The sequence below is a fragment of the Pedobacter polysacchareus genome, assembly GCF_019802255.1.
Classification (GTDB): domain Bacteria; phylum Bacteroidota; class Bacteroidia; order Sphingobacteriales; family Sphingobacteriaceae; genus Pedobacter; species Pedobacter polysacchareus.
Genome location: NZ_JAHYSS010000010.1, coordinates 30708 through 57112, shown reverse-complemented (window position 1 = coordinate 57112; position 26405 = coordinate 30708). Strand labels below are relative to the sequence as shown.

The window sequence follows — 26405 nt, the reverse complement described above, 5'->3', positions numbered from 1 at the left end:
AGCATATTTGTTAGAAAGCATTAAAAATTATATACATAAGATCTTTATGTATATAATTAATCTATTATATTTGAAATATGGCAATCAATAATGAATTATTCAAAGGAACCTTACAAACCATTATTCTCAACCTTTTAGCGGAGAATCAACGAATGTATGGATATGAAATCACGCAGAAAGTAAAGTCAATTACGCAGGGCGAGCTATTGCTGAAAGAGGGCGCTTTATATCCTGCATTACACAAGCTAGAGGCGGAAGGTTTGCTGGAAACCACTACAGAGGTAGTAGAAAATAGGGTTCGAAAGTACTATTCTTTATCAATGGATGGCGAAATAGCGGTGGTTAATAAATTGCAGGAAGCGAAAGATTTCATGCTGAACTTACAGCTGCTGCTCAATCTTAAGCTTTCATCCTGATTTATACTCACCAAAAAAATATTAAACTCCTTTTTTTACCACTATTCCCTCATCAATATTAGTCTTCATGAAATCCCGTACCTCATCAAGAATATTTCCTCATCACTTATAACGTTTAAAATATGCAGCTAAGTCAGCAACAATTAGAAGAAATCAAGCAATTTGTATTGCGTAAAGGCTTTGTCTATCTGGATGTTCAAATGGAAATCATCGACCATGTTGCCTCTGCAATAGAAGAGCGAATGGAGGCTGATTCGAAGCTTGATTTCAGCAGGGCGCTACAAGAAACGTATAGTAATTTTGGCATATTGGGCTTTTCGACGATAGCTGATGCGGTAACAAACGGGCTCCAAAAAAAGTATAATAGATTTTTCTGGAGAACTTTCCGATCATTTTTCAGCTATAAGTATGCCTTTTTACTAGTTCTGGGAGGATTACTCGCTTATCAAGCCCAATTGCTTTTGATAGACAACGGATGGTGGTTAGTAGTATTCACGGTCACCATGCTGCTGGAGATTGTAATCACTTTTATAAGAAAGTTTTCCAGTGAAAAGTTGGGCCAATATTTATCTTTTAGGCTGTCAGGCGGCTATTTTGCCTTACAAGGTGCTTTCTTATTTGTCGTGTTATTATCTAAACCGTATATAGAATTTGTTGATTCGTTCTCTGGACTATACCTAACTATCGCCATTCTTTCTTTATTTCTAGTATTATATATAGTCTATTTACTTGCTGCTTACAAGACAATGAATTTTGGGAGGGCAGAAAGCAGGGAGCTCATGAAAAAACATCGGTATTTGAACGAGTAATATTTAGTATATTCATATCTAAATAAGAGAGTTATCTATTTGACTCCCCCTTAAAGATATGATTCCTCAAAAAGCGCTCTTTTCTGTTTCTCTGTTTCTTTTTCCAATATTTTGCCTTTCCACAAGGTTAAATGCGCAAACGCAGCCATCCATTCCGGTCTTGAAATCCGCAGATGGCTATTACCAGCACCCGCAGATTAAGGAATTATACCTTAAAATGCTGGTATCTGGCCACAAATTGCATCAGATACGGGAATGGGATGGTAGGGAATTATGGTTAAATCAGCAGACAGCGTCCGATTTCTCTGATTCGGAAGGGAATTATAAGCTGAGTTTTTCAAAAAATGATAACAATGTGGTTGATGCAGTGACCATAGGACAGGAGGTATGGAAAAAAATACCCGCTTATGTGCCAGAGAAAATCAAGGGTCTCCAGTCGCAGCATGCCAGGGCAATTCTGGATGAGCAGGCTGAAAAATTCGTCAGGGCCATCAACACTAATTCCCCTGCAGCCAGGACAAAATACCTGGAAGATAACTTTTCATCGGCACTCCAATCCAGCGCAAATAATGAAATGCCTGCACGAATGCAGGGGATATATCGTTCAACTGGAGGGCTTAAATATCTCAAAAGCCTTTATTTTAATGCAGACGCGTTTTTTGGAGAGTACCAATACCTCAGCGAAGACTTGAATAATGTGTATGAGTTTAGTATCAAGCTAGATAACCAGCAGAAAGTAAAGCTTTACAATGGCAGGATGTTTTTCAATCCGGAACTGATCCGAAAACCCAAGAGTGAACAGGCGTTCATTGCCGACCTGGACCAGACTTTAAAGCGATTGGCTCAAAAAGATATTTTTTCCGGTACGGTGCTTTTGGCTAAGGGAGATGAGGTTCTATATCAATATACCTGTGGATCAGCAATAAAGGATCCTGATCTTAAGAATACAAAGGCCACAAGGTTCAATATTGGTTCTATGAACAAGATGTTTACCGCAGTAGGGGTGATGCAGCTGATCGAGACAGGCAAGCTTAGCTTAAATGATCCAATTGGCAAGTTTTTAGATAGCAGCTGGCTGCCAATGGACCTGGCCAATAAAATACAAGTCCGACATTTATTAAACCACAGTTCAGGCCTTGGCGACTTCTTCAGCAAGGCCTTCAAGGAAGATACAGCAGCCAATTTCCAGACCCTAGAAAGCTATAAGAAATACCTCAAGCAGCCTCAGCTTAATTTTGAACCTGGAACTTCCTGGTCCTACAGCAATACCGGAATGCTGCTGCTGGGTGTCATCATTGAAAAAATATCCGGACAGAATTACTTCGATTATGTAGATAAAAACATCTATGCGCTGGCAGGTATGACCAATTCTAATCCTAAGTTGGAAAAAGGATTGAGCGGAAATCAGGCATTGGGATATATTCCTAAAACAGATGGCGGATATGATTCTAATTTGAATTCTGCTTTTACGAGGCCATCACCTGCAGGAGGTGGATATTCTACTACCGCCGACCTACATAAATTTGGAACTGCATTGTTATCAGGCAAACTGCTGACCAATTCATCAAGGCAAAAAATGTTTAAAGACGAGCTGGGAATGCATTACGGATATGGTTTTCAAATATGGGATACTTCACAAGAACAAGTGGTAGGACATTCTGGAGGAGCTCCTGGAGTAAGTGCGGTAGCGTATCTCTTTCCAGAAACCCGTTACATGGTCATTATCCTCTCTAATTACGACAGAGCTTCGGCTGATCTAGGTGAATACGTGCTAAATCAAGTGAAATTTTTAGGGAAATAATTTTCTGCGCAAACGTTTGTGTGAATTTCATAGGATGAGGCAAATGTGTTTCATTTGTTAAATATATTTTTATATCCGCAAATATACGGTTAGGTTATCTTACTGAGAAAATTAAGGAATTATTGTCAACTCCTTGCTTTTCCCTAAATAGCGAAGCTGGAATATTAAACCATCATCATGCAGTAAATGATCACAGAGATAGATAAACAATGTAAAACTTACTATGAACACTACAGATTTTAGATAAACAGAACAAACTTTTGTAGATGAGCTTGCAAACCTCAGTGAAACGGAGCTTCAGGATCGACGATCCCTCTATCGGTAACCGTATAAGCTTACCGGCAACAAAAAGCCATCAGAAATGATCTGATGGCTTTAAATACAGGTCGGATGGTTTTGATTTTCTTATATTCGTTTCATCGCATCTTCATTCCCAAGTTTCGAATCTGGTTTGGCAATACGGGATTTTCCGAACTTATAAGTAAAGCCAACAAATACGCGTCTGCTATCTGTGTGTATGCGCTCTGCGGAGCGGAAAGTTCCGTAATCACGTTTCAGTAAATAATCATTTCTTCTGAAAACCAATTCGTTTCCCGCCACTCTAAGTTGCCCATTTCCATTCCATAGGTTTAGTAAAAAAGAGGCATCAATGTTTTTATTCCCTTGATAACTGCCAAGATCCTGTGTATACTTTGTCCAGAAATAAGCGTCAATCTGCAGCTTTATATCCTTTGTGATCTTGAAAATCTGTGCCGTCCTAAAATCAGAATAGAAAGCGGCAAGCTTATGGTTTGTGCCTAAAACTAATCCTTCGGCGCTGTTACGGCCAATCGGTGTTCCACTATTCATCGTTTCCCACCAGTCGTTGATTCGATATGGGTAGAACAAATACAAGGCAACGGTGGATGCTTTTTTCAGATTCTGACGTTTGTAGTAGGTCACTTTTGTGAGGTAATCCTGCTGGGATGGAAACAAACCTATCATTCCTTCAATAGCTGTATAGCTCAGTGAGACATTTAATTTCTGGATGTTTGCGGTTAAGGTATAGGTATGGTCAAATTGTGGTGCCATTTCAGGATTTCCCTGCTCAATGCTATATTGATTTAAGAACACGCTGTAAGGAACCAGATCCGTATAGGCGGGTCTTCTGATGGTTTTTTTATAAGACGTCGATAAGTTTAAGTCTTTATTTAGGGTGTGCTGATACAGTAATGTTGGAAAAAAATTGTATTTGCGCTGTTTGAAATTTCCTTCAAAATCTACATTTGATACTTCTGCTCTAAACCCCAGCTGGAGTTTGTCATTTTTCCAATCCTTAGTTAAAGTTCCATAGACTCCTGTTATGGATTCTTTTAAACTGTTGTCATTTGAAAATGTGGGATCCAGCTGCAACTGACCAGTTTTATAGTCCTCATAGTTTACGATGGTCCTGGAATTGGTATGCTGGTATTTTAAACCGGATTCAAATGCCCATTGTTTTTTAAACTGATGCGCATAATCAGCCTGTGCAATAAAGACATCAATATCTCCTTTATTTTGCATCTGGTATAGTGGCGGAGTTTTGATCACTTGTCCATTGCCATCGTAAAGGGTAGATGGAAAGGATTGTCGTAGGTCTCTCTGCCATGGCGTGAAGGTTCCGAGAACAGTCAGCTCATTTTTACCTGAATCGGATAAGAGGTGGTAATTGATATTATAGGTTTGAGAATTGCCCGTTTGGTTAAAAGAAGCATCAGTGTACAACACAGAATCCAGCTTTCCATTTTTGCGGCCAAAACCATTGGTGGTTGTCCAGGGACCTTTAAACTTCACATCACTCAGGTCCACAAATAGTCCGAGGGTTTGGTTTTTTCCCAATTGCAATTCCATATTGGTCTGGAAAGTATAGATTTTATTGTGGGATAACCTCGTCCAGTTGTTCGTTAAGTAATACGATGGATCTGTAGGATCCTGAAACCTTTCAGATTCAATGCTGAAATAATTATCACCTTTATTTAAGCCACCATTGGCATAAATGGTGAAGTTTTTATGTTTATAGGTGGCACCGGCATTGACACTGCCGTTTGCATAATTACCCGCAGAGCCATCGGCTCTTAAATTACCGGTTAGGCCTTCAATCTGGCTTTTTTTGGTGATGATATTGATCACCGCCCCATAAGAAGCGTCATATTTGGCAGAAGGCTGTGTAATCAGTTCAATCTTTTCGATGTTTCCAGCGGGCATGGTCAGCAGGATATTTTCCAATGCGACCTCCGGTACGGGTTTGTTATCGATGAGTACCAGTGTTTTTTTACCTTGAAGACTCAGTGAGTTTTCAGCAGACACCCTGACAAATGGTGCGGACCTCAGGAGCTGCAGGGAATTACCTACTGCCATCGCACTGTTCTCCACATTGAAAATAAACCGGTCGCTTTTAGTTTCTACGAGTGGTTTACTGGCCACCACCTGCACTTCTTTTAAGGTTTTATTGGCAGCTTTCATGGCAATTGGAGGGATGTCCATTGTTGTCGTTCCCGCAGCCACTTTAAACGCCTTACTTATATAAGCCTGATGACCCAATGAAGAAATTTTGAGCATATAAGTGCCAGTTCTGACAGCTGGAAAAGAGAAAATACCCTCTAAATTCGTTAATGAATGGACCACAAATGAGGAATCTACGGCCTGCAATAGGGTAACGGTGGTATACTCCAAAGGTTTTCCGTTTTCATCCAAAACTGATCCGCTTACCTTTTCTACTTTCGCAGAATCACGAATTCCGGCTTTCGTCTCCAGGCCTGTACCAGGGCTGCTCTGTTTTTTCGGGGTGATAAATATAGAGTAGTTTTTAGCGTCTACTTTGAACCAGGATAGGTTTAAAGGCAATAGCAGCCCATTTAACACTTCATCAATAGATTTCCCTTTGTGGGCAGCCGCATGATAGGCGACCACCTTTTGCTGAATACTGACCTCTTCATACAGGAAGTTGATGTGGTGTTGAGCGGCTAATTCAGTCAATACTTTATTTAGTGCTTGCTTTTCTATGGGTTTGATTTGTCTTGCGAATGCGAACTGATGAAGGATCAGGATGTAGGTTAAACTCATCAGGCATGTTTTTAAATTTTTCATTTTCATGCCTTATTTAGTAGTGATTATTAATTCCCTGGTCTTTTGATTCGGTGTGATATTGAGGTTTAACGTCATCCCAAACGCTTTAAACAATACCTGTTCATTTTGCGTATTTAAGGACCCTGACACTCTTTTCTTCAGGATCTCCGGATCGGAGACCACTACTTTATACCCATAAATATCTTCGAAGTAATTGAAGATTTTAGCTACAGGTACATCTTTGAAATATAACTTCCCATCTTTCCAGGAGGCGTATTCCGCTACATTGATCGGCTTTTTAATCAGCTTACCTTTTTCAAACTCTGCAATATCTCCGGGGGCCAGAACCAGCGGTTTACCCGCAGTTCCATTTAAGCCTAAACTGATTTTCCCTTCCAATAGTGCCACTTCAGTGCGGCCACGTCTGTCATTAACATTAAAAGAGGTCCCCAGCACTTCTACATTCACTTCGCCGGTATGGACTACAAAACGTTCATGGTTTACTATCTTTCCCGAAGCATTTAAATGCTTAACCTTTAAAAAAGCTTCCCCTTCAATCCAGACTTCCCTGATCTCATTCTTAGTCCAGTTTCTACCATATTTTATTGTAGAATTGGCATTTAGGGTCACTAATGAGCCATCTGGTAAGGTGATGGTTTTCAACTGACCGTAAGGGGTATTGACGGAGATCGGCTGAGTCATCTGGTAAAAAATACCCACACTCAATAAGATTCCTGTCAGCATAGCGGCAGCTGCGTAACGATACCACAGTGGCACTATTTTGCCGGATTTTTTATACAGGGTAGTTTTAGCCTGAATGGCCTGCCACAATTCCGATTGTTCATTGTCGTTGAAATGCGCTCTTTCGAAACGCATAGATTGAACGATAGTCTTGGCCTGGGCGATAGTCTCTCTCAGTTGAGGAAAAGTATCCTGGATATTTTGCCAATGGAGATTGGACATTTCATCAGGGTGGAGCACCCATAATAAAAAGTCTTCATCATTGATCAGTTCTTCCAGGTGATAGGAGGCATACGCGCTAATTGGTTTCTTCATATTGCTGCTTTTGATCCTATTAGCTGGTTGTGCAGCAGATTACCCCATGAAAAGGAATAAAAAATAGAAATAATAGATATTAAGCTGATTATCAGTTTAATAATTTTAGATGTAACAATAGATAAAGCAGCATTAAATCCTCTTTTGACAAGTTCTCTTTCATAAAACCCAAGGCCCTGGCCATTATTTTATAGCTGGCTTTCACTGAAATGTCCATTACTTCTGCAATTTCCTCATAACTCAGCTGCTCATAAAATCTAAGAAATACCGCCTCCCTTTGTCTGGCAGTCAGCTTGGCCATGGCCAGATTTAATTGTGCGGATACGTTGACTCTATGTTCTCCGTCAATCATCGCTTCTTCTACATTTAGGCTGACCTGGAAAGCATAGTTGTCGTTGGTCTCATCATAAGTCTCAAAGTTCTGTAACCGGAAGGCCTTTTTGAAAATTAAGCGACGGAATGATTTATAAAGGTAGTTTTTAAGGTGCTCCGGATTTCCTAGGGAAGCCCTTCTTGTCCAGATGCCCACAAAAAGATCCTGAATACACTCTTTGATCAGGTCTTTATCAGTACTGAACTTCGATCCATAATTATATAGCCCTGAAGCATAATTTCGGTATAAATATTCGAAAGCGTCTGCATTACCAGCTTTAAAAGATTGCCAGTAAATGGATTCAGTAGGTTCAGGCATAGGATGAATTTCATGCTAAGATATAAATCTGGTCGATAAAAAAAACGTCCTTTCGCCGAATTAGGACTAAAGGACGTTTTTCATATCTTGCTTATAGAGGAGTTATACTACTTATTGATCGGTAACTGAGCTTGTCCTTTTTTAAGTTTATTTATTAAGTATCTTCTAACAGGGATATCATAAATGACCATCACCAGATAGGCGAAACCAACCAGTAAAATGGTTCCACCTGAAATGATAAAAAACAATTGGGTAGTATCTGGTTTGTAAGTAGAATAATAGTCAGCAAAAAGCCAAAGCACCATATAGTGTGTCATGTATAGCGGATAGGAGATGTTTCCCGAGAAAATACACAGTTTTTTTACCCCTTCCTGTAGTTTAGCTCCAGCACCCAATGAGATCAATAGGGGAAAATAGATCAGTACTACAAATGGTTCTGTGATCCAGTTCCATTGACTATCCGGCATAAGAAAAGCAAGTAAAAGCAATATGCTTAGTCCTACAAAGCCCAGGTTTGATTTGATGATCCATTTAGAACGGAAGATCAGTAATCCTGCCAAAAACGAATAGGAGATACGCGCAGCACCATGCCAGAAGGTTTCTCCACTCCAGCCACCAAGCAGGTTTCCGCTGGTATAGCCGATATAGCAAAGGGCACCTGCAGCCAGAATTGCTAATATCAACAAGAGATTACGCGTCGCTTTGTACAAAGCTATGGCATAAACCACATTAGCTACATATTCCCAGAACAGGGACCAGGCAGGAGCATTAAGACTGAATAAATTGAAATACCTTTCTGATACCACAGGAAAAGGAATCAATAAAACAGAACTTAAAAAGAGGAGTGCCATTCTACCAGCACTATATACTTCATTATGCAGATTAAAGGGGTCAAATAGAAAAGCGAGCATACCCAATACTGATCCCATGATGACTAAAGGGTGTAATCTGATCAGTCTTGTTTTTAAAAAGGCGAAGATTCCCATTTTGCCGATCCTGTCGTCATAAGCATAACCGATGACAAATCCAGACAGGCAAAAGAAAAAGTCTACGGCAAGAAAGCCATGACCGATGAAATTTTTTGAAGGAATGAAGACTACCTCCATGAAATGGAAAATGACAATGGCTACTGCGGCTACTCCGCGTAACCCATCGAGGATGTGAAAATGTTCTTTGGATTTTAAAATGTCTGGACTTAACGTTTTAGCGTTCATCAAATTTTGGTTCTTTTAGAATTAATGATTTGGTTTCTTTGTGTTGTTGTGTAGGATCAAGATTACTGATTAATTGCGATGATATCAAGTTTTGAAGTACAGGGACAGGCAATTCCCTCTTTTTTTATTAAAATATCAACTCTATTGAAGCGCATAAACGAGAGGTGTAGAAGAAACAGAAAAGATAAAGCTGGATTTCTTACAGACAATAAAAATTTATATCTTGAACTGAATTATGCCTCAAGCCCTGCCCCATGAAAATTAAACTTCTCCTTTTTTCATCCCTGATATTTTTCCTATTCAAACCTGTACACGCGAAAAATGAAAACCAGGAAAAAGAATTTCTAAACTGGTTTTTTCGAGCGCATCAGAAATTGAATGGAAAGGTGTTTTACCTGGGGACTTTAGATGATGAGAGCATCAAATACTTAAGGTCTACTTTGAAGCCAGACACACTTTATTCGGGATTGTCTGATGAGGAGGATTTCAAGCACTTCGGACAAGATAAACTAGTTTTTTCCAAATCAGAGCGCATGTTGATTCAGAAAAAAATTATCGCCTTAAAATTCCAAAACTTGCCAGACCAGCTTTTTGAGGGTGGAAAATTATTAACTTCAGATTCCCTTAAATTATATGCTGAAGGGAATTTAGATGCCTGGAGTAATTTAAATAAGAACAAGATTTACAAGTATTTTATGTTTTCAAGGCCTATTTTTCTGAGAAATAATACAATTTGTCTCTTTAATTATGCTCAATATTGCGGATTTAAATGTGGTATTGGAAAAACAGCAATATATAGGAAGGAGCATGGGCGCTGGAGACGACTAATGGTGCTCAGCAGCTGGATCAGCTAGCTTTTAGCTCTTTTTTAAAATACAGATCCCATTTATCCTGTGGCTCTTGTTCTTCACCATGCATAGTTTCCATATCATAACGGGCATTGATTTCCGCCAGTTCTTTTAAGGTATCATCATAAATTTTTTTCACCTCATTCTGATAATTCTTTATGGTATATGTTTTTTTAGATAAAGACTTATACAGGATTCTACCATAGATGACCGCCAGGTCTGAATGACCTTGTTCATGGTTTAATAGATTCTTTTTACCTTCTTCACCCAGGGTGGCCAATCTGCGCAGATCAACAGTAGATTGCTGTCCATCTAAGGAGACCGCTACATTAAATACTAATGAAAACTGACTTCCTTTCTGAGTAGCACGGTATTGATGTAAGGTCCGGTGTGCAGTATAAGCAATATATGGAAGGTTAGAATTGTTCAGCTTTTTGTACATGCTCCAGTTTAATTTGATCCGGTCAATTTGGTTTTTCTGACTGAAAGCAGCTGAAGTAATAAAAATGACAAGAAATAAGGTAAAGAATGCCGGGATATTGACTGATTTGAGTAGCGGTTTCATATTTGGCAAAGAAGCAAAAAAAAACGATATCAGGCTAAGGTTTTTTTACCTTTGTGCTTTCAAATCGATATGAAACACATTCATCCAATCAAAAAATACCTGCTTTTAGGTGCTATACCATTGCTGCTTTCCTGTAGTTCACATTATATGGTGGTTAAAAGTAACCGGAGCGGGTACCATATGAATAGCAATCAGCCAGTAGACAGTGCGGTGATCAAAACCTATCTGCCTTATAAAATCAAGATGGATCAGGAGATGAATACCGTAATTGGGCACTCCGAGGTCCTGATGGAAAAGCTGGATAGAAAAGACGATAAACCTGTTGCTGAAAATTTATTGAGAAACTTCTTCTCAGATGCCTTGCTCCATGAAGCACTCAAATACGACCCGACTATAGATTTCGCTATGCCTTCTACCAATGGAGGAATCCGGGTGGCACTTCCTAAAGGAGACATCAAGTTGTCAAACGTTTTTGAAGTCATGCCTTTTGAGAATGAAATGATGGTTTTCACCTTGAGTCCAGCAGCTGTCCAAAACCTGCTGAATTACATTGCAGAGAAAGGCGGACAGCCCGTTGCCGGCTTAAGAATGAAAATTGTAAATGACAAACCAACGGAGGTCATGATCAATGGAAAACCGCTGGATCCAAATAAAAACTACAGGGTCTTAACTTCCGACTATGTAGCGGATGGCGGCGACAACGTTCAAAGCTTCAAAAACCCAATTGAGAAAAAGATTTTAGGGGTCCGGATGCGCGATGCACTGATCACTTATATTAAAGAAAACCAGGCTGCTGGAAAAACAATAAATCCAAAATTAGATGGAAGAATTACAAAAAATTAACCGCAGAAACTTCCTGAAAACAGGAGGGCTGCTGGCTGCTGCTGCATTAAACTTAAATGCTTTTGATGCCATAGCTGCCGGAGACATAGTAAAACTGACCATTTTACATACCAATGATGTACACAGCCGAATAGAACCTTTCCCAATGGATGGGTCAAAGTATGAAGGATTAGGCGGAACTGCCAGACGTTCGGCACTGATCAAATCTATTCGTGCAAAAGAAAATAACGTATTGCTTTTTGATGCAGGTGATATTTTTCAGGGTACTCCTTATTTCAATAAATATGGTGGAGAGCTGGAGATTAAACTGATGTCGGAAATGAATTATGATGCCGCAACGATGGGGAACCACGATTTCGACAATGGCTTAGCCGGTTTCTACAAGCAATTGCCGCATGCCAATTTTCCGATTTTATGCAGCAATTACGATTTCTCTAATACCTTACTGAACAAATCAACTTTACCTTACCAGGTTTTCAAAAAACAGGGAATAAAGATTGGCGTGTTCGGAATCGGGATTAAACTGGCAGGCTTGGTAGGAGACATCAACTACGGAGATACGGTGTTTTTAGATCCGGTTAAAACGGCTAATCAAACCGCCAGTCTGCTGAAAAATGATTTGAAATGTGACCTGGTGATCTGTTTATCACATTTAGGGTATAAATACGACAGTGATAGAGATTCAGATCAGAAATTGGCTAAAAACACCCGAAATATAGATTTAATTATCGGCGGGCATACCCATACTTTCATGGACCAGCCGGAAGATGTATTGAATCTGGATGGAAAAATCACCACCATTAATCAGGTAGGATTTGCTGGGATTAATCTGGGAAGATTGGATTATTATTTTGAAAGATATAAGGGCAAGCGTATTAAAACTGCTGCACCTTATACCATTTCAGATCGATTAGATAGCTAAGCTTAACAAAGGAAACCGCCACCAAGAAGGTCGTTTCCTTCATAAAATACTGCGGACTGGCCCGGTGCTATTGCAGATACAGCATGATCAAATACAACTTTCATTTTATCATTCTCCTGTACAATAGTACTTAGGGTTCCTGCATCTTTATATCTGATTTTAGTCACCACGTCAGTCATTGGTGCTAAAATGTTTTCATATTTAATCAGGTTCACATTTCTAACCAGGGCTTCATGACGTTCCAGCTCATCGGCTCTGCCTAACATTACGGTATTACTTTCCGGAAGGATTTGCGTCACAAACATCGGCTCACCAAAAGCGATCCCTAAACCTTTACGCTGTCCGATGGTGTAGAAAGGATAACCTTTATGCTGTCCAACCACCATACCATCACTGGTAATGAAATTTCCACCAGATACGCGGTCTTCTAAATCGCCCACTTTATGTCTTAAGAAAGCACGGTAATCATTATCCGGTACAAAGCAGATTTCATAGCTTTCGCTTTTTTTAGCCAGTTCTTCCTGTCCCATATCTAAAGCCATTTGTCTGATGTCCGCCTTTGCGAAGGATCCTAATGGGAATTTAGTACGTGCCAGGTTTTCCTGAGAAACACCCCAAAGTACATAAGATTGATCTTTATTTTCATCCAGACCTTTAGAGATCACATGACGACCATTGTCGTGCTGTCTAACGTTAGCATAGTGACCAGTTGCAATAAATTCGCAATCCAGTTTGTTTGCACGTTTCAATAGCGCTTCCCATTTGATGTGGGTGTTACATAAAACACAAGGGTTAGGGGTACGGCCTGCAAGATATTCATCAACGAAGTTATCAATTACATAATCACCGAACTCATCCCTGATGTCTAATATATAGTGTGGGAATCCGTAATTTACCGCCAATGTACGTGCATCGTTGATGCTGTCCAGACTGCAACATCCGGTTTCCTTACTGCTGGTACCTGAGGTCGCATAATCCCATGTCTTCATGGTTAATCCGATTACTTCATATCCTTGTTCGTGCAGCATCACTGCTGCTACTGAACTATCTACTCCGCCACTCATGGCTACCAATATTCTACCGAGTTTACTCATTATAATTTATTCTGAGGGCAAAAATAGCGGTTTTTACCCATACATTCTCATATAAGGCGTCAGTTCCTTGTAAAAAGGACAAATGTGTAAACATTAGATTAAACGTTATAGCAACTTAATTAAAGTAGATTTTTGCCAATTATTTATACCTTAGAGTATTGTAAAAAAACCTCAACTTAAACAAATGAAAAAAGCATTATTGTTTTGTATACTGCTTCCAGCCCTTTCTGCACAGGCACAAAAGGAATTGGTAAAGTATGTAAAACCGATTATTGGGACCCAGAAAATGGGCCATACCTATCCAGGAGCCACTGTTCCTTTTGGTTCAGTACAGCTGAGTCCGGATACCGATACCCTTTCTTATGAGCTCAATGGCAAGTACAACGGCGACGTGTATAAGTACTGTGCAGGATATAAATATGAGGACAAATCGATCGTTGGGTTTAGTCATACGCACTTTAGCGGTACTGGCCATTCGGATTTAGGTGATTTTCTGGTAATGCCCAGTCAAGGCGTTTTAAAAATGAATCCTGGTACTGCCGATGTGCCAGGCAGTGGATTTCGTTCCGGATATTCCCATGCCAATGAAACTGCTGAAGCAGGATACTACAAAGTGAAACTGGATGACCATCAGATTCAGGCAGAGTTGACTGCGAGCAAGAGAGTAGGTATGCACCGTTATACCTTCCCGAAATCTGACCAGTCGCACATAATTCTGGATTTAATGTCGGGTATTTATAATTATGACGATAAAACGGTATGGACTTATGTTCGTGTTGTGAACGATACCTTAGTTACCGGTTACCGCCAAACCAACGGATGGGCGAGAACAAGAACGGTATATTTTGCCATGACCTTCTCGAAACCTTTCAAAAGTTACGGACAGAAGAATTTTGATAAAAAACAGGTCTATCAGGGTTTCTGGAGGAAGTTCGACCAGAATCATAACTTCCCGGAGATTGCTGGAAAGAGAATCCGGATGCATTTCGACTTCGATACTGACGCTCAGGAGCAGGTAAAAGTGAAGTTTGCATTATCGCCGGTGAGTCAGGCTAATGCCCTGGAAAATATGATTGCTGAGGTTCCAGGATGGGATTTTGACCGTGTAAAAGCAGCAGCACAAGCCGATTGGAATAAGGAGCTGAACAAGATTAATATTGCCGCTTCTGAAGATGATAAGGTGAATTTCTATACCGCCATGTATCATGCTTTTATCAACCCTACTACTTATGGTGATGTAAACGGTCAATATAAAGGTTTAGACCAGAACGTCCATCAGGCAAACGGTTTCACCAATTATACCACCTTCTCTTTGTGGGATACTTATCGTGCTTTACATCCGTTTTTTAACCTGATCCAACCATCGCGTAACAACGATATGGTGAAATCTATGATGGCTCATTATGATCAGAGTGCCTTAAAAATGCTGCCAGTATGGTCACATTACGCCAATGATAACTGGTGTATGAGTGGTTACCACAGCGTTTCTGTAGTGGCTGATGCAATCATCAAAGGTGTTTACGATGGAGATGCTAAAAAGGCATTAGAGGCCTGTATCACGACTGCTAATCACCGCAGTTATGAAGGTATAGGAAAATATATTGATATGGGTTACATCCCGGCTGAAGATAGTGGGACCTCTGTATCTAACACATTGGAATATGCTTATGACGATTGGTGCATCGCGCAAATCGCTAAGAAACTAAATAACCAGCCAGTGTATGAAGAATTTATGAAACGTTCTGGAAACTGGAAAAATGTATATGACAAAAGCATTGGTTTTATGCGTCCAAAGTTAGCTGATGGTTCTTTCAAAAAGGAATTTGATGTGTTGAGTACCCACGGACAAGGTTTTATTGAAGGCAATACCTGGAATTATAGCTTTTTTGTTCCTCAGGATCCGGAATCCTTAATGAACATCATGGGAGGGAAGCAGAAATTTGGAGCAAGAATCGACAGTTTGTTCAATATGCACCTTCCTGATCAGTTTTTTGCAGATACAGAAGACATCACCCGTGAAGGGATCATTGGCGGATATGTACATGGAAATGAACCAGCGCATCATGTTGCTTATTTGTATAACTGGGCAGGCCAGCCGTGGAAAACTCAGGCAAGGGTGAGGAACATCCTAAAAATGCAGTATAAACCAACTCCGGATGGTTTGGGCGGTAATGACGATTGTGGTCAGATGAGTGCCTGGTATATGTTCTCCTCATTAGGATTTTATCCCGTAGCACCAGGCTCAGATGAATATTCTTTAGGTAGTCCGGCAGTCAAATCTGCGACGCTAAATTTGGAAGGTGGAAATACATTTACTGTAGAAGCGATCAACCAGAGTGATAAGAATGTTTATGTGCAAAAAGTTTTGCTAAACGGTGTTGTTGTTGGCAATAATTTGATCAAACATTCAGATATTTTGAAAGGTGGAAAATTAACTTTCTATATGAGCTCAAAACCATTAAAAACATCAAAAATATAACAGTGTAATTAGTTGTAATTTACCTCTAATGGTTGATTGTCAGAGTGCTAGGTTATTATATTGATAGATCTGCTAAATATTTAAAAATATTTAGCAGATCTGTTTTTTTATATAAAATATTATATTGAACTTCACACTAGACTAAGACAATAAGCCTACGTCGGTTCAGGTTGGAAAGCTGATGTCGTCTACAATTTAGGTGATACGGCCGGGGTCTCCGGCCTATCAAATAAATTAAACAAAGGCAGGTACTGCCGATCTTGGGTCATTTCCCTGAATCTGGTTTTTTCTGATGTCAGAAAGTTCTCTAGGTTTTTTAACGATCTTTTTATGGATACCTACCGTACCATTATATAACAATATACCACCAAGCACCGCTTCCTGAATCCCTATGATAGGATGTTTCGAAATGGCTCTGATTCCTTTTTGAAAGATATATGCACCAGCAAGGATGGCAACAAATCTTTTCCCTGCATCTAATTCTTCTGTATCGTAGGCACTTAACAATGATGTTGCAGCTATAATTCGGACTTTATTTTTTATTAATTCAAACATAATAATTCGTTCTATATCTATCAATGGAACACAGTAGCGCCTGTTTTGTTTGGAAATCTTTAAAAACCTTTTGCCATAAATCAGGATAAATGAACAGCGTTAGCCTAGCTTATCCAATACCATTCTGATCGCCTGATCTACTACTTTATTTGGGGTTTTACTAAACTCAAAATTCACTCTGCTGGCGAGTATCGCATTTACAGAAAGCGCTTTATGACCTAGTACCCTAGCCAGAGCATAGATTCCTGCGGTTTCCATTTCCAGATTTGTAATCCGGTATTTGCCATGCTGAAAGGTATTCAGTAAAGCAATGAAATTAGGTATGGAATTTTTTGCGCGAACTTGTCGGCCTTGAGGGGCATAAAAACCAGGTGCGGTAATCGTGATCCCTTGCTCCATATCAGCCCCGATTGTTGCCAGCAAGGTATTATCGGCAGCGGTTAAATAAGGATGAATCCCTTTAATATGTGCACAATGGGTATGGAATGCTTCTAAAATCGGACGTTCATCTACAGAAAGTTCATGGATATAGTATTGCATCAAGGCATCTAAGCCTAAGCCAAAAGAAGAAGCAAGAATGGTTCCCATCGGTAGATCTGGTTGAATAGCTCCCGAAGTACCAATACGGATAATATCGAGTGAGGTCAGTTCTTTTTTGACCATTCTGCTTTCGAAATCAATATTAACCAGGGCATCTAATTCATTAAATACAATGTCAATGTTGTCTGTTCCGATTCCAGTTGAAATCACGGTAATCCTGCGTTGACCTAAATAACCGGTATGGGTGATAAACTCCCGCTTTCCCTTTTTAAGTTCGATGCGGTCAAAATGCTTAGAGATTTCTGAAACGCGATCCGGATCTCCTACGGTGATCACCGTTTGGGCGAGGTCTTCAGGTAATAGATTCAGATGGTAAATACTGCCATCTTCATTGATAATTAAGTCTGCTGCTGATATTTTGTTTTCCATAATTACGGCGATTGATCCTGCAAACCTATGAAACCTGAAGGAGTAAATTAAAATTATTATATTTGCAGTTCTAAACTAATTGATAAAAACAGCATGTAGGATCCATTTCTTTTCCGAAAATAAAGGGCAGCCAGAAATCTGGTTACCTCATTTTTTTAATAAAAAGAAAGGATTTTATGCTTCATCTTCATAGTATTACTTACCAGCATCCCAATCGGGATCGCCTGTTTTCATCTTTAAATTTCAGTGTGAATCCACAGGAAAAAATTGCTTTAATCGGCAATAATGGCCTTGGAAAGTCCACCTTGTTAAAAATCATGGCCGGAAAATTACTGCCAGTTAGTGGATCGGTTAAAGCCGAATCCAAGCCTTACTATGTCCCCCAGCTTTTGGAGGAATATAATGACTGGAGCATTGCGGAAGTCCTGCAATTGGAGGGCAAGCTAAAAGCGATGCAGGAAATTTTAGCCGGGCAGATGACGGAAGAAAACCTCAGCGTATTAAATGACGACTGGGATTTTGAATCGCGCTGTCAGCAGAGCTTTGCCTACTGGAAGCTGGACGGCCTCGATCTCCATCAGAAAATGAACACTTTAAGCGGCGGACAAAAGTCAAAGGTGTTCCTTGCAGGAATTCGAATCCATCAGCCGGAGATCATTTTGATGGATGAACCCAGTAACCACCTGGACAGGCAAAGCAGAATGCTGCTTTATGAAGAGATCAGGCTGAGTAGAAAAACTTTAGTCGTCGTTAGCCATGACCGCGAATTGCTGAACCTTTTGCAGGTGGTGGTTTTGCTGCAGCCTGATGGAATCAGTAGATATGGGGGCAATTATGAGTTTTATACCGCACAGCGTGCCATAGAAATGGAAGCTTTTGATCAGACATTAAGAAGTAAAGAAAAGGCTTTCCGAAAAGCGAAAGAAGTAGAACGCAGCGCATTAGAACGACAGCAGAAGCTGGATTCCAGAGGGAAGCGGAAGCAGGAAAATGCAGGCATTCCAACAATTATGATGAATACACTAAGAAATAATGCGGAGAAAAGTACTTCACGTTTGAAAGGTGTGCATGCCGAAAAGCTAGATGCCATCTCGCAGGAGCTGAGTTTATTGCGAAAGGATTTGCCACATGCAGATCGGATGAAAATGAATCTCGATTCTTCTGAGCTGCATACCGGGAAAATATTGATGACTGCAAAAGACCTCAATTTTGGTTATAAGGGGCAATTACTTTGGAAGGAAAGTTTGAACTTTCAGCTCAGGTCAGGGGATCGTTTAGCAATCCAGGGCGAGAACGGATCTGGAAAGAGTACCTTGGTTCAGCTAATTTTAGGTGGATTAAAACCACAATCGGGCAGTATAACACAGACCGACTTTACCTCTGTATACGTAGATCAGGAATATTCCATCATTGATACTAAACTCAGTGTGTATGAACAAGCACAGCAGTTTAATTCAGGAGCACTGCAGGAACACGAAATCAAGCTCCGCTTAAACCGGTTTTTGTTCGCGAAGGAACATTGGGATAAGCCTTGTTCAGTTCTAAGCGGTGGGGAGCAAATGAGGTTGATCCTTTGCGGTTTAACTATCGGCAACCAAAGTCCGGATTTAATTGTGTTGGACGAACCTACCAATAACCTGGATATTCAAAATATAGAGATTTTAACTGAAGCGATTCAGGAATACAAAGGGACGCTGCTGGTAATTTCACACGACAAATACTTTCTGGATCAAGTTCATGTGCTTCAGGAAATCAACCTATCAGCGCCAGGGATTATCCCCTCATCACATTAGTCCAGAAATGGTGTGATGAAAGACTGCTAAAATGAATTCGTATTCATTTTAGCAGTTTTGATTAAATATCACGCAATTTTCAATTTCTGGATATTCATTTTTTTCTTTCAATTCTTTGATTACTTTTGCGACCAAAATGAGAGTAGTCGTATTTTTCGTGGCTTTGTTTACCTTCCTGCTTTGCGGAGGGCATTATCTTCATGCAGATACACCTCATCATGCCAAACATTGTCCTTCCAATCAGAGACTTGCAAAAAGTGAAGGGCCAAAATTAAGGGGCGCAGGTCAGGATCTTAATGTCATCGAAGAGGCTGATTTAGACCTGGATGAGGAACACCTGAGCAGCGATGAGCTCCCAGTTAAAAACTTACATCAGGAATATTATCTCCTGAATAGGTGGTACCTTACATTTTATTCCCTTATAATCGCTGATGCTGATCATCAGCATTATCAGCCTTTTCTGCCTTTTTCCGGCAATTCTTCACCCATCTATATCAGACAAAGAGTACTGAGGATTTGAGCATTACGTAACCTTCGTTTAGAACCCTTACGCTGGAATTCTATGAATTCCAAGAATTTATTCGCTTAATTTCCATTAATTACTCATGAAGAAAATACTCATGTTGACAGGCGCTGTTGCCTTTTTCAACCTTACAAGCTGTACCACAAAAAAAGAAGAGAAAAAAGAAGAAAGTCAGTTTTCCATTACCAATCCTTTAAAAACTGATACTTCGTTTACTAAAGAATACGTATCTCAAATTCGTTCAGTCCGGAATATTGAGATCCGCGCCCAGGAAAAGGGCTACTTACAAAATATTTACGTTGATGAAGGACAGTCTGTTAAGGCTGGACAACTGTTGTTTCGCATCATGCCGAAACTTTATGAAGCAGAGCTGTTAAAGGCTCAGGCTGAAGTAAAAGAAGCGCAAATAGAGCTGCAGAACGTGAAACTGCTGGCTGATAAAAATGTAGTTTCCAGAAATGAACAGGCAGTAGCCCAGGCTAAACTGGATGCCGCCAAAGCAGAAGTCTCCCTGGCGAAACTCCACTTGTCATTTACCGAGATCAAGGCGCCTTTTGATGGCACTATTGACCGGATTCCAATGAAATTAGGAAGTCTGATTGATGAAGGCGCATTGCTGACCAGTCTTTCTGACAACAGTCAGGTATTCGCTTATTTCAATGTTTCTGAACCTGAATATTTGTCTTACCAGATGAATGTAAAAGACCGTGGCGACAAAAAAGTGAGTCTGCTATTGGCCAATAACCAGGTTTTATCAGAAAAGGGAAATGTTGAGGTGATTGAAAGTGAGTTTAACGGAGAAACGGGCAACATTGCTTTCCGGGCTCGTTTTCCGAATGCCAATAAGCTGTTAAAAAATGGCGAAACCGGTAAAATACAAATGGTGGTTCCATTACGCGGGGCACTGATTATTCCGCAGAAAGCAACTTACGAGATTCAGGATAAAATGTATGTGTTTGTGGTAGGAAAGGACGATGTGATCCATTCCAGAAACATCACCATTTCCAGTGAAATGCCTGACCTATACGTGGTAGGAAGCGGTCTTTCTGAAACCGATAAGATCCTTTTGGAAGGTGTTCAGAAAGTTAAAGATGATGAAAAGATCAGGTATAAATTCCAGGATCCTAAGGAAGTCATCTCTCATTTGAGATTAAAAGCGGAATAATTACGAGTCTTTTCAGTTTGATCCTATCATTTAAAACTAAGTAAATGTTTAATAAGTTTATACAAAGGCCAGTCCTTTCTATAGTAATATCCCTCATTATTGTGTTTCTGGGTGCTTTGGCATTGAGCCACTTACCGGTTACGCAATTCCCTTCAATCTCACCGCCAAAGGTGAATATCACCGCCGAATACCCTGGAGCTAACGGCGAGCTGATGATTAAATCGGTTATCATTCCTTTAGAAAGAGCCATTAATGGTGTTCCAGGAATGAAATATATGGCTTCTGATGCTGGTAATGATGGTGAAGCATCCATTCAGGTGGTGTTTAACCTGGGAACGGATCCCAATCAGGCTTCCGTTAACATTCAAAACCGTGTTGCTTCCGTGATCAACAAATTACCGCCATTAGTGGTGCGTGAAGGGGTAAAGATCACTCGTGAAGAATCAAATATGCTGATGTACATCAACTTGTACAGCAAGGATCCAAAGATGGATCAGAAGTTCCTGTTCAACTTTGCGGACATTAACGTGCTCTCAGAACTGAAACGGGTAGACGGTGTTGGTGTGGCAGATATCCTGGGTAACCGGGAATATGCGATGCGCATCTGGCTGAAACCAGACCGTATGCTGGCCTATAAAATCTCTGCAGACGAGGTTTTGGAAGCGTTGAACCAGCAGAGTTTAGAAGCATCGCCAGGAAAAACTGGTGAAAGTTCAGGAAAAAGATCTCAATCCTTTGAATATGTGTTAAAATATCCAGGGCGTTTCACTACTCAGGAAGCTTACGGAGATATCATTTTAAGGTCTACACCGCAAGGCGAGATTCTGAGATTGAAAGATGTGGCCAATATTGAGTTTGGAAGTTCGATGTATGACATTTATTCGAACCTGAACGGAAGGCCTTCAGCAGCAATCACGGTGAAACAATCTTATGGCAGTAATGCGAGTCAGGTCATTAAAGACATCAAGGCTAAAATGGAGGAGATCAAGAAATCTTCATTCCCTAAGGGTGTGGATTATGAGATCAGTTACGACGTTTCAAAATTCCTGGATGCTTCGATTGAAAAAGTGATCCACACACTCGTAGAAGCATTTATCCTGGTTGGATTGGTGGTATTCCTATTTCTGGGCGACTGGCGTTCTACTTTGATTCCGGCAATTGCCGTTCCTGTATCGCTGATTGGAACGTTTATGTTCATGCAGTTTTTCGGGATTACGATCAACCTCGTGACCTTATTTGCCCTGGTACTGGCGATTGGGGTCGTCGTGGATGATGCCATTGTGGTCATTGAAGCGGTCCATGCCAAGATGCAGGAACACCATATCTCTGCAAGAAAAGCGACAAAAAAAGTGATGCATGAGATCAGTGGAGCCATTATCGCGATTACCTTTTTGATGGCCGCTGTATTTATCCCGGTTGCTTTTATGTCTGGCCCAGTGGGGATTTTCTACAGGCAATTCTCTATTACGATGGCTACAGCGATTATCCTTTCTGGTATCGTTGCCCTTACACTAACCCCGGCACTTTGTGCTATTTTACTAAAAAATCACCATGGTAAAGTAAAGAAAAAGAATGCTTTAGATAAGTTTTTAGATGGTTTTAACACAGGTTTTGATAAACTTTCCGGTAAATATCAAAAGTTGCTTGGGCTGATTGTAAACCGTAAGGTGATCACTTTTGGCCTGCTGCTGGCATTTTGTGCCGGAACATTCTTCCTGAACAACAGTCTGCCTTCAGGTTTTATTCCGAATGAGGATCAGGGGATGTTTTATGCGATTATTCAAACTCCTCCGGGCTCTTCTTTAGAAAGAACCAATGAAATTGCGGAAAGACTGCAGAAAATCGCGGAAGGTGTAGAGGGAGTTCAATCTGTTTCTGCCTTGGCCGGTTATGAAATCCTGACAGAAGGAACGAGTGCCAACTCAGGTACCTGTTTGGTGAATTTGAAAAGCTGGGAAGATCGGAAAAACGGCGTGGAAGAGATTATGAAGGAACTGGAAGAAAAATCCAAAGGGATTTCCGGGGCTACTATCGAATTCTTTCAACCGCCTGCCGTGCCAGGATATGGTGCTGCTGGTGGTTTCGAACTGCGTTTATTAGACAAGGCGGGGTCTGGCGACTTTAAAAAGATGGAAACTGTGAGTAAGGATTTTGTGAAGGAATTGAGTAAACGTCCGGAATTATCGTCGGTATTTACCTTTTACAGTGCGGCATTCCCTCAATATATGCTGCGTGTGGACAACGACATTGCGCAGCAGAAAGGCGTAACGATTGAAAATGCCATGAACACACTTTCCACCTTGGTGGGTAGTAATTATGAAACCAATTTCATCAAATACGACCGTCAGTATAAGGTGATGGTGCAGGCTTTACCACAGTATAGGGCATTGCCAGAGGATATCCTTAAGTTATACGTTAAAAATAGCCGGGATGAAATGGTGCCGTTTTCGGCCTTTATGAGAATGGAAAAGGTATATGGTCTGTCTGAAATTACCCGACACAATATGTACAATGCTGCTGAGATCAGCGGTGCTTCTGCACCGGGTTACAGTAGCGGTGCGGCGATTAATGCCATCAATGAAGTGGCTGAAAAGACCTTACCGAGAGGTTTTAGCATTGATTGGGCGGGTATTTCCAAAGATGAGGTATCTCGTGGAAACGAGGCGATTTACATTTTCCTGATCTGTTTAGGCTTTGTATACCTGATTCTTGCCGCACAATATGAAAGTTTCATTTTGCCATTAACGGTGATTCTTTCTCTACCATGCGGGATTTTCGGGGCATTCCTGCTATTGAAAATCTGTGGATTAGAAAATAATATTTATGCACAGGTGGCCTTTGTGATGCTAATTGGATTACTGGGTAAGAATGCGGTACTTATTGTGGAGTTTGCCGTGCAGAAGCACAGGGCAGGAGCCACCGTATTACAGGCAGCAATGGAAGGGGCAGCAGTCCGTTTCCGTCCGATCTTAATGACTTCATTCGCCTTCATTGCAGGTTTGATTCCATTGGTATTGGCGAATGGGCCAGGTAAAATCGGAAACCGGACGATTGGTTCTGCAGCCGCTGGCGGGATGCTTGTAGGTACCATTTGCGGGGTATTGATTATCCCAGGTTTGTATTATGTATTCGGCAGAATTGCTGAAAAACATAAACTAGTTAAAAACGAAGAAGAAAATCCATTAACCGAAGAAATCGATCACAATGTATAAATTTAAGTTACAAGGCTCCATGCTGGCACTGAGCGCTGCCATAGCAGTAGCAGGATGTAAAGTGCCTTCGGTTGCTGTACAAACTCCAAATACTGCTGTTCCTGAAATATACAGTACCAGTAAGGACAGCACCAATATCGCAGCGATGCCATGGCGTAGTTTTTTTAAGGATCAAAACCTGATCAATTTGATTGATACGGCCTTGAAGAACAACCAGGAGCTGAAAATCACCATGCAGGAAATTGAAATCGCCAGAAACGAAATCAAGATCAAAAAAGGAGAGCTGCTGCCAACAGTGGGTTTAGGAGGAGGCATTGGCGTAGAAAAAGTAGGCCGTTATACCAGTCAGGGGGCAGGTGATGCCGGCACGGAAATCACTCCGGGTAAAGCCGTTCCAGATGCTTTGATGGATTACAATTTATCCGCTTATGCGCATTGGGAAGTAGACATCTGGAAGAAATTAAGAAGCGCTAAGAAAGCCGCTGTGAGCAGGTATTTGTCTTCTGTAGAAGGTAAGAATTTTGCCTTAACCAATCTGATTGCCGAAGTAGCCGACGCTTATTATGAGTTGCTGGCCTTAGACAGTCAGCTGGAAATTGTAAAACAAAACATCGAATTGCAAAAGAATGCATTATCGATTGTAAAAGTTCAGAAAGAAGCAGCGAGAGCCACAGAATTGGGCGTTCAAAAATTTGAGGCGGAAGTACTGGCTTCCAGAAATTTAGAATTTGACCTCTTGCAAAGGACTAAAGAAACGGAGAACAGGATTAATTTTCTGCTGGGTCAATATCCTCAGGAGATCAAAAGAGAACGCGGTAACTTTTTAGGTTTACTTCCTGCAGCTGTTCAGGCTGGTGTGCCTTCGCAATTACTGGCCAATCGCCCGGATATTAAGCAGGCAGAGCTGGAACTTGCGGCTGCAAAACTAGATGTTAAAGTAGCAAGGGCTGCATTTTATCCTTCCCTGGACATTTCCGCAGCGGTAGGATTACAGGCCTTTAAGCCGAGTTATTTCTTGAAATTCCCGGAGTCGGTTTTGTATTCACTTGCTGGTGATGTTGCTGGCCCGCTGATCAATAGAAATGCGATCAAAGCGGAGTTCAACACGGCTAATGCGCGCCAGCTTCAGGCGATGTATAACTATGAACGCAGTATTTTAAATGCCTATCTGGAGGTTTCTAACCAGCTTTCCAAGATCGGCAACCTGGAAAAAAGCTATGAGCTGAAATCACAGCAGGTAGGTGCTTTGAACAAGTCGATCCTGGTTTCAAATGACCTGTTTAAGTCGGCCAGAGTGAACTACTTTGAAGTCTTAATGACACAAAGAGATGCCCTGGAATCTAAATTAGAACTGATAGAAACTAAAAAGGAACAACTGAATGCAGTAGTCCACTTTTACAGGGATTTAGGCGGAGGCTGGAAATAGTGATGAATTAATGTCATCGCAATTGACCCCCTAAAAAGAACGGTCCGGAATGCTTATTCATTCCGGGCCGTTTTTATTTATCTTTACACCCGATATGCAATTGCCTCCTCATATTTCTGTTCAGGGTTTGGTAAAACACTACCTGGTATTAAGTCGGCAGACTTCTACGCAGCAGTTATACCGGATGTTTTCTGACGGGAATCCTGGCATTGTTTTTCATTTGAAAGATCAGCTGCTGCAATGGGAGGAAGGCAATCTGATCCCTCAATTACAGCCCCGGAGCTTTGTTTATGGGCAGCTCAGTCAATACAGCACCATGGCTTCCAAGGGAGATCTGAGTATGATTGTCGTGGTTTTACAGCCCCATGCTTTGTTTACGCATTTTCATATTCCGGCTGATGAGCTAAAAGACTATACGGTACCGCTGGTAGATTTATTTGGTTCCGAGGCACGGGATCTGGAAGATCAGGTCATTTCTGCTGTTTCAGTACACAGGGCGATTGATTGCATTGAAAAGTTTTTATCGAAAAAAACGATAGAGTCCAGCGCATTAAGCAAAGAGATCGCAATAGCAATGAATCTCATTTCTCAGCAACAGGGCATCATCAGCATTGCGCAGCTTTTGCAAAACCTGCCAATAACGGAAAAGCAATTGGAGCGTAAATTCAGGGAGCATATTGGGATCAGCCCTAAAAGATTTGCAGATACGATTAAGTTTCAGCATTTCCTGAAACTTCTGCAAAAGCAACCCGACAAAGGCAAAATTGCAGAACTGATATATGCCTCCGGATATTACGATCAGGCGCACCTGAATCATAATTTCAAAAGAATGACCGGCCTCAGCCCCATACAGTATAAGCATAGCCAGCAGCTCCTGGCCATCAACCTCATGGCGGTATAAATACTAATTTGTCGGTTTTATACAAATTTTCATCCGCAA

At 40.8% G+C, this 26405-nt stretch carries 21 protein-coding genes; 13 read left to right on the top strand and 8 right to left on the bottom strand.

The window, feature by feature from the left end; all coding sequences use genetic code 11:
* Positions 1-77 precede the first annotated feature (77 nt).
* The 3 genes from K7X70_RS23675 to K7X70_RS23665 all read left to right on the top strand — a co-directional run bounded on the left by K7X70_RS23675 (position 78) and on the right by K7X70_RS23665 (position 3026).
* On the top strand, positions 78-416 hold the full coding sequence (locus K7X70_RS23675; protein ID WP_255607615.1) for a PadR family transcriptional regulator: 339 nt from the start codon (positions 78-80) through the stop codon (positions 414-416).
* Between the two features lie 122 nt (positions 417-538).
* Positions 539-1225 (top strand): hypothetical protein, encoded by a 687-nt coding sequence (locus tag K7X70_RS23670; RefSeq protein WP_222539393.1) that lies wholly within the window; start codon positions 539-541, stop codon positions 1223-1225.
* A gap of 58 nt (positions 1226-1283) precedes the next feature.
* Positions 1284-3026: a serine hydrolase domain-containing protein gene (locus K7X70_RS23665; RefSeq protein WP_222539392.1), complete on the top strand. Its 1743-nt coding sequence runs from the start codon at positions 1284-1286 to the stop codon at positions 3024-3026.
* Positions 3027-3431: 405 nt separating this feature from the next.
* Here the strand turns inward: K7X70_RS23665 and K7X70_RS23660 are convergent, their stop codons facing one another.
* From K7X70_RS23660 to K7X70_RS23645, 4 genes are all read right to left on the bottom strand, one after another.
* Positions 3432-6107, bottom strand: a complete 2676-nt coding sequence (locus tag K7X70_RS23660; RefSeq protein ID WP_222539391.1) for an outer membrane beta-barrel family protein — start codon at positions 6105-6107, stop codon at positions 3432-3434.
* Between the two features lie 33 nt (positions 6108-6140).
* On the bottom strand, positions 6141-7166 hold the full coding sequence (locus K7X70_RS23655) for a FecR family protein (RefSeq protein ID WP_222539390.1): 1026 nt from the start codon (positions 7164-7166) through the stop codon (positions 6141-6143).
* A 91-nt stretch (positions 7167-7257) separates the two neighbouring features.
* Positions 7258-7857, bottom strand: coding sequence for an RNA polymerase sigma factor (locus tag K7X70_RS23650; protein WP_222539389.1), 600 nt, complete (start codon positions 7855-7857; stop codon positions 7258-7260).
* A gap of 107 nt (positions 7858-7964) precedes the next feature.
* Positions 7965-9071, bottom strand: coding sequence for an acyltransferase family protein (locus tag K7X70_RS23645; RefSeq protein WP_222539388.1), 1107 nt, complete (start codon positions 9069-9071; stop codon positions 7965-7967).
* A 254-nt stretch (positions 9072-9325) separates the two neighbouring features.
* Between K7X70_RS23645 and K7X70_RS23640 the strand changes: the two genes are divergently transcribed.
* Positions 9326-9925 (top strand): hypothetical protein, encoded by a 600-nt coding sequence (locus tag K7X70_RS23640; RefSeq protein ID WP_222539387.1) that lies wholly within the window; start codon positions 9326-9328, stop codon positions 9923-9925.
* On the opposite strand, the gene K7X70_RS23635 is transcribed toward K7X70_RS23640, so the two are convergent.
* On the bottom strand, positions 9918-10484 hold the full coding sequence (locus K7X70_RS23635) for a DUF922 domain-containing protein (RefSeq protein WP_222539386.1): 567 nt from the start codon (positions 10482-10484) through the stop codon (positions 9918-9920). The two genes, K7X70_RS23640 and K7X70_RS23635, sit on opposite strands and share 8 nt — an antisense overlap.
* Positions 10485-10553: 69 nt before the next feature.
* Here K7X70_RS23635 and K7X70_RS23630 point away from each other — a divergent pair, with 69 nt between their 5' ends.
* On the top strand, positions 10554-11327 hold the full coding sequence (locus tag K7X70_RS23630; protein ID WP_222539385.1) for a 5'-nucleotidase C-terminal domain-containing protein: 774 nt from the start codon (positions 10554-10556) through the stop codon (positions 11325-11327).
* Positions 11305-12249: a bifunctional metallophosphatase/5'-nucleotidase gene (locus K7X70_RS23625; protein ID WP_222539384.1), complete on the top strand. Its 945-nt coding sequence runs from the start codon at positions 11305-11307 to the stop codon at positions 12247-12249. The genes K7X70_RS23630 and K7X70_RS23625 overlap by 23 nt, the downstream gene beginning before the upstream one ends.
* 2 nt (positions 12250-12251) lie before the next feature.
* Here K7X70_RS23625 and mnmA read toward each other — a convergent pair whose 3' ends face one another.
* Positions 12252-13343, bottom strand: a complete 1092-nt coding sequence (gene mnmA, locus K7X70_RS23620) for a tRNA 2-thiouridine(34) synthase MnmA (RefSeq protein ID WP_222539383.1) — start codon at positions 13341-13343, stop codon at positions 12252-12254.
* A 184-nt stretch (positions 13344-13527) separates the two neighbouring features.
* Here mnmA and K7X70_RS23615 point away from each other — a divergent pair, with 184 nt between their 5' ends.
* Positions 13528-15822: a GH92 family glycosyl hydrolase gene (locus K7X70_RS23615; RefSeq protein ID WP_222539382.1), complete on the top strand. Its 2295-nt coding sequence runs from the start codon at positions 13528-13530 to the stop codon at positions 15820-15822.
* A gap of 234 nt (positions 15823-16056) precedes the next feature.
* Here K7X70_RS23615 and K7X70_RS23610 read toward each other — a convergent pair whose 3' ends face one another.
* On the bottom strand, positions 16057-16377 hold the full coding sequence (locus tag K7X70_RS23610; protein WP_222539381.1) for a hypothetical protein: 321 nt from the start codon (positions 16375-16377) through the stop codon (positions 16057-16059).
* A 99-nt stretch (positions 16378-16476) separates the two neighbouring features.
* Complete coding sequence (locus K7X70_RS23605) at positions 16477-17346, bottom strand: nucleoside phosphorylase (RefSeq protein WP_222539380.1); 870 nt, start codon at positions 17344-17346, stop codon at positions 16477-16479.
* Positions 17347-17522: 176 nt separating this feature from the next.
* Here K7X70_RS23605 and K7X70_RS23600 point away from each other — a divergent pair, with 176 nt between their 5' ends.
* The 6 genes from K7X70_RS23600 (at position 17523) to K7X70_RS23575 (ending at position 26366) form a co-directional block, all read left to right on the top strand.
* Positions 17523-19139, top strand: coding sequence for an ABC-F family ATP-binding cassette domain-containing protein (locus K7X70_RS23600; RefSeq protein ID WP_222539379.1), 1617 nt, complete (start codon positions 17523-17525; stop codon positions 19137-19139).
* 136 nt (positions 19140-19275) lie between these two features.
* Entirely contained in the window at positions 19276-19659 is a 384-nt protein-coding gene (locus K7X70_RS23595; protein ID WP_222539378.1) for a hypothetical protein, read from the top strand.
* An 85-nt stretch (positions 19660-19744) separates the two neighbouring features.
* A complete protein-coding gene (locus K7X70_RS23590; protein WP_222539377.1) occupies positions 19745-20827 on the top strand; it encodes an efflux RND transporter periplasmic adaptor subunit in 1083 nt (360 codons plus the stop codon).
* A gap of 44 nt (positions 20828-20871) precedes the next feature.
* Positions 20872-24039, top strand: a complete 3168-nt coding sequence (locus tag K7X70_RS23585) for an efflux RND transporter permease subunit (RefSeq protein WP_222539376.1) — start codon at positions 20872-20874, stop codon at positions 24037-24039.
* Positions 24032-25465, top strand: coding sequence for a TolC family protein (locus K7X70_RS23580; RefSeq protein WP_222539375.1), 1434 nt, complete (start codon positions 24032-24034; stop codon positions 25463-25465). The genes K7X70_RS23585 and K7X70_RS23580 overlap by 8 nt, the downstream gene beginning before the upstream one ends.
* A 49-nt stretch (positions 25466-25514) precedes the next feature.
* Positions 25515-26366, top strand: coding sequence for an AraC family transcriptional regulator (locus K7X70_RS23575; RefSeq protein WP_222539374.1), 852 nt, complete (start codon positions 25515-25517; stop codon positions 26364-26366).
* Positions 26367-26405: the final 39 nt, after the last annotated feature.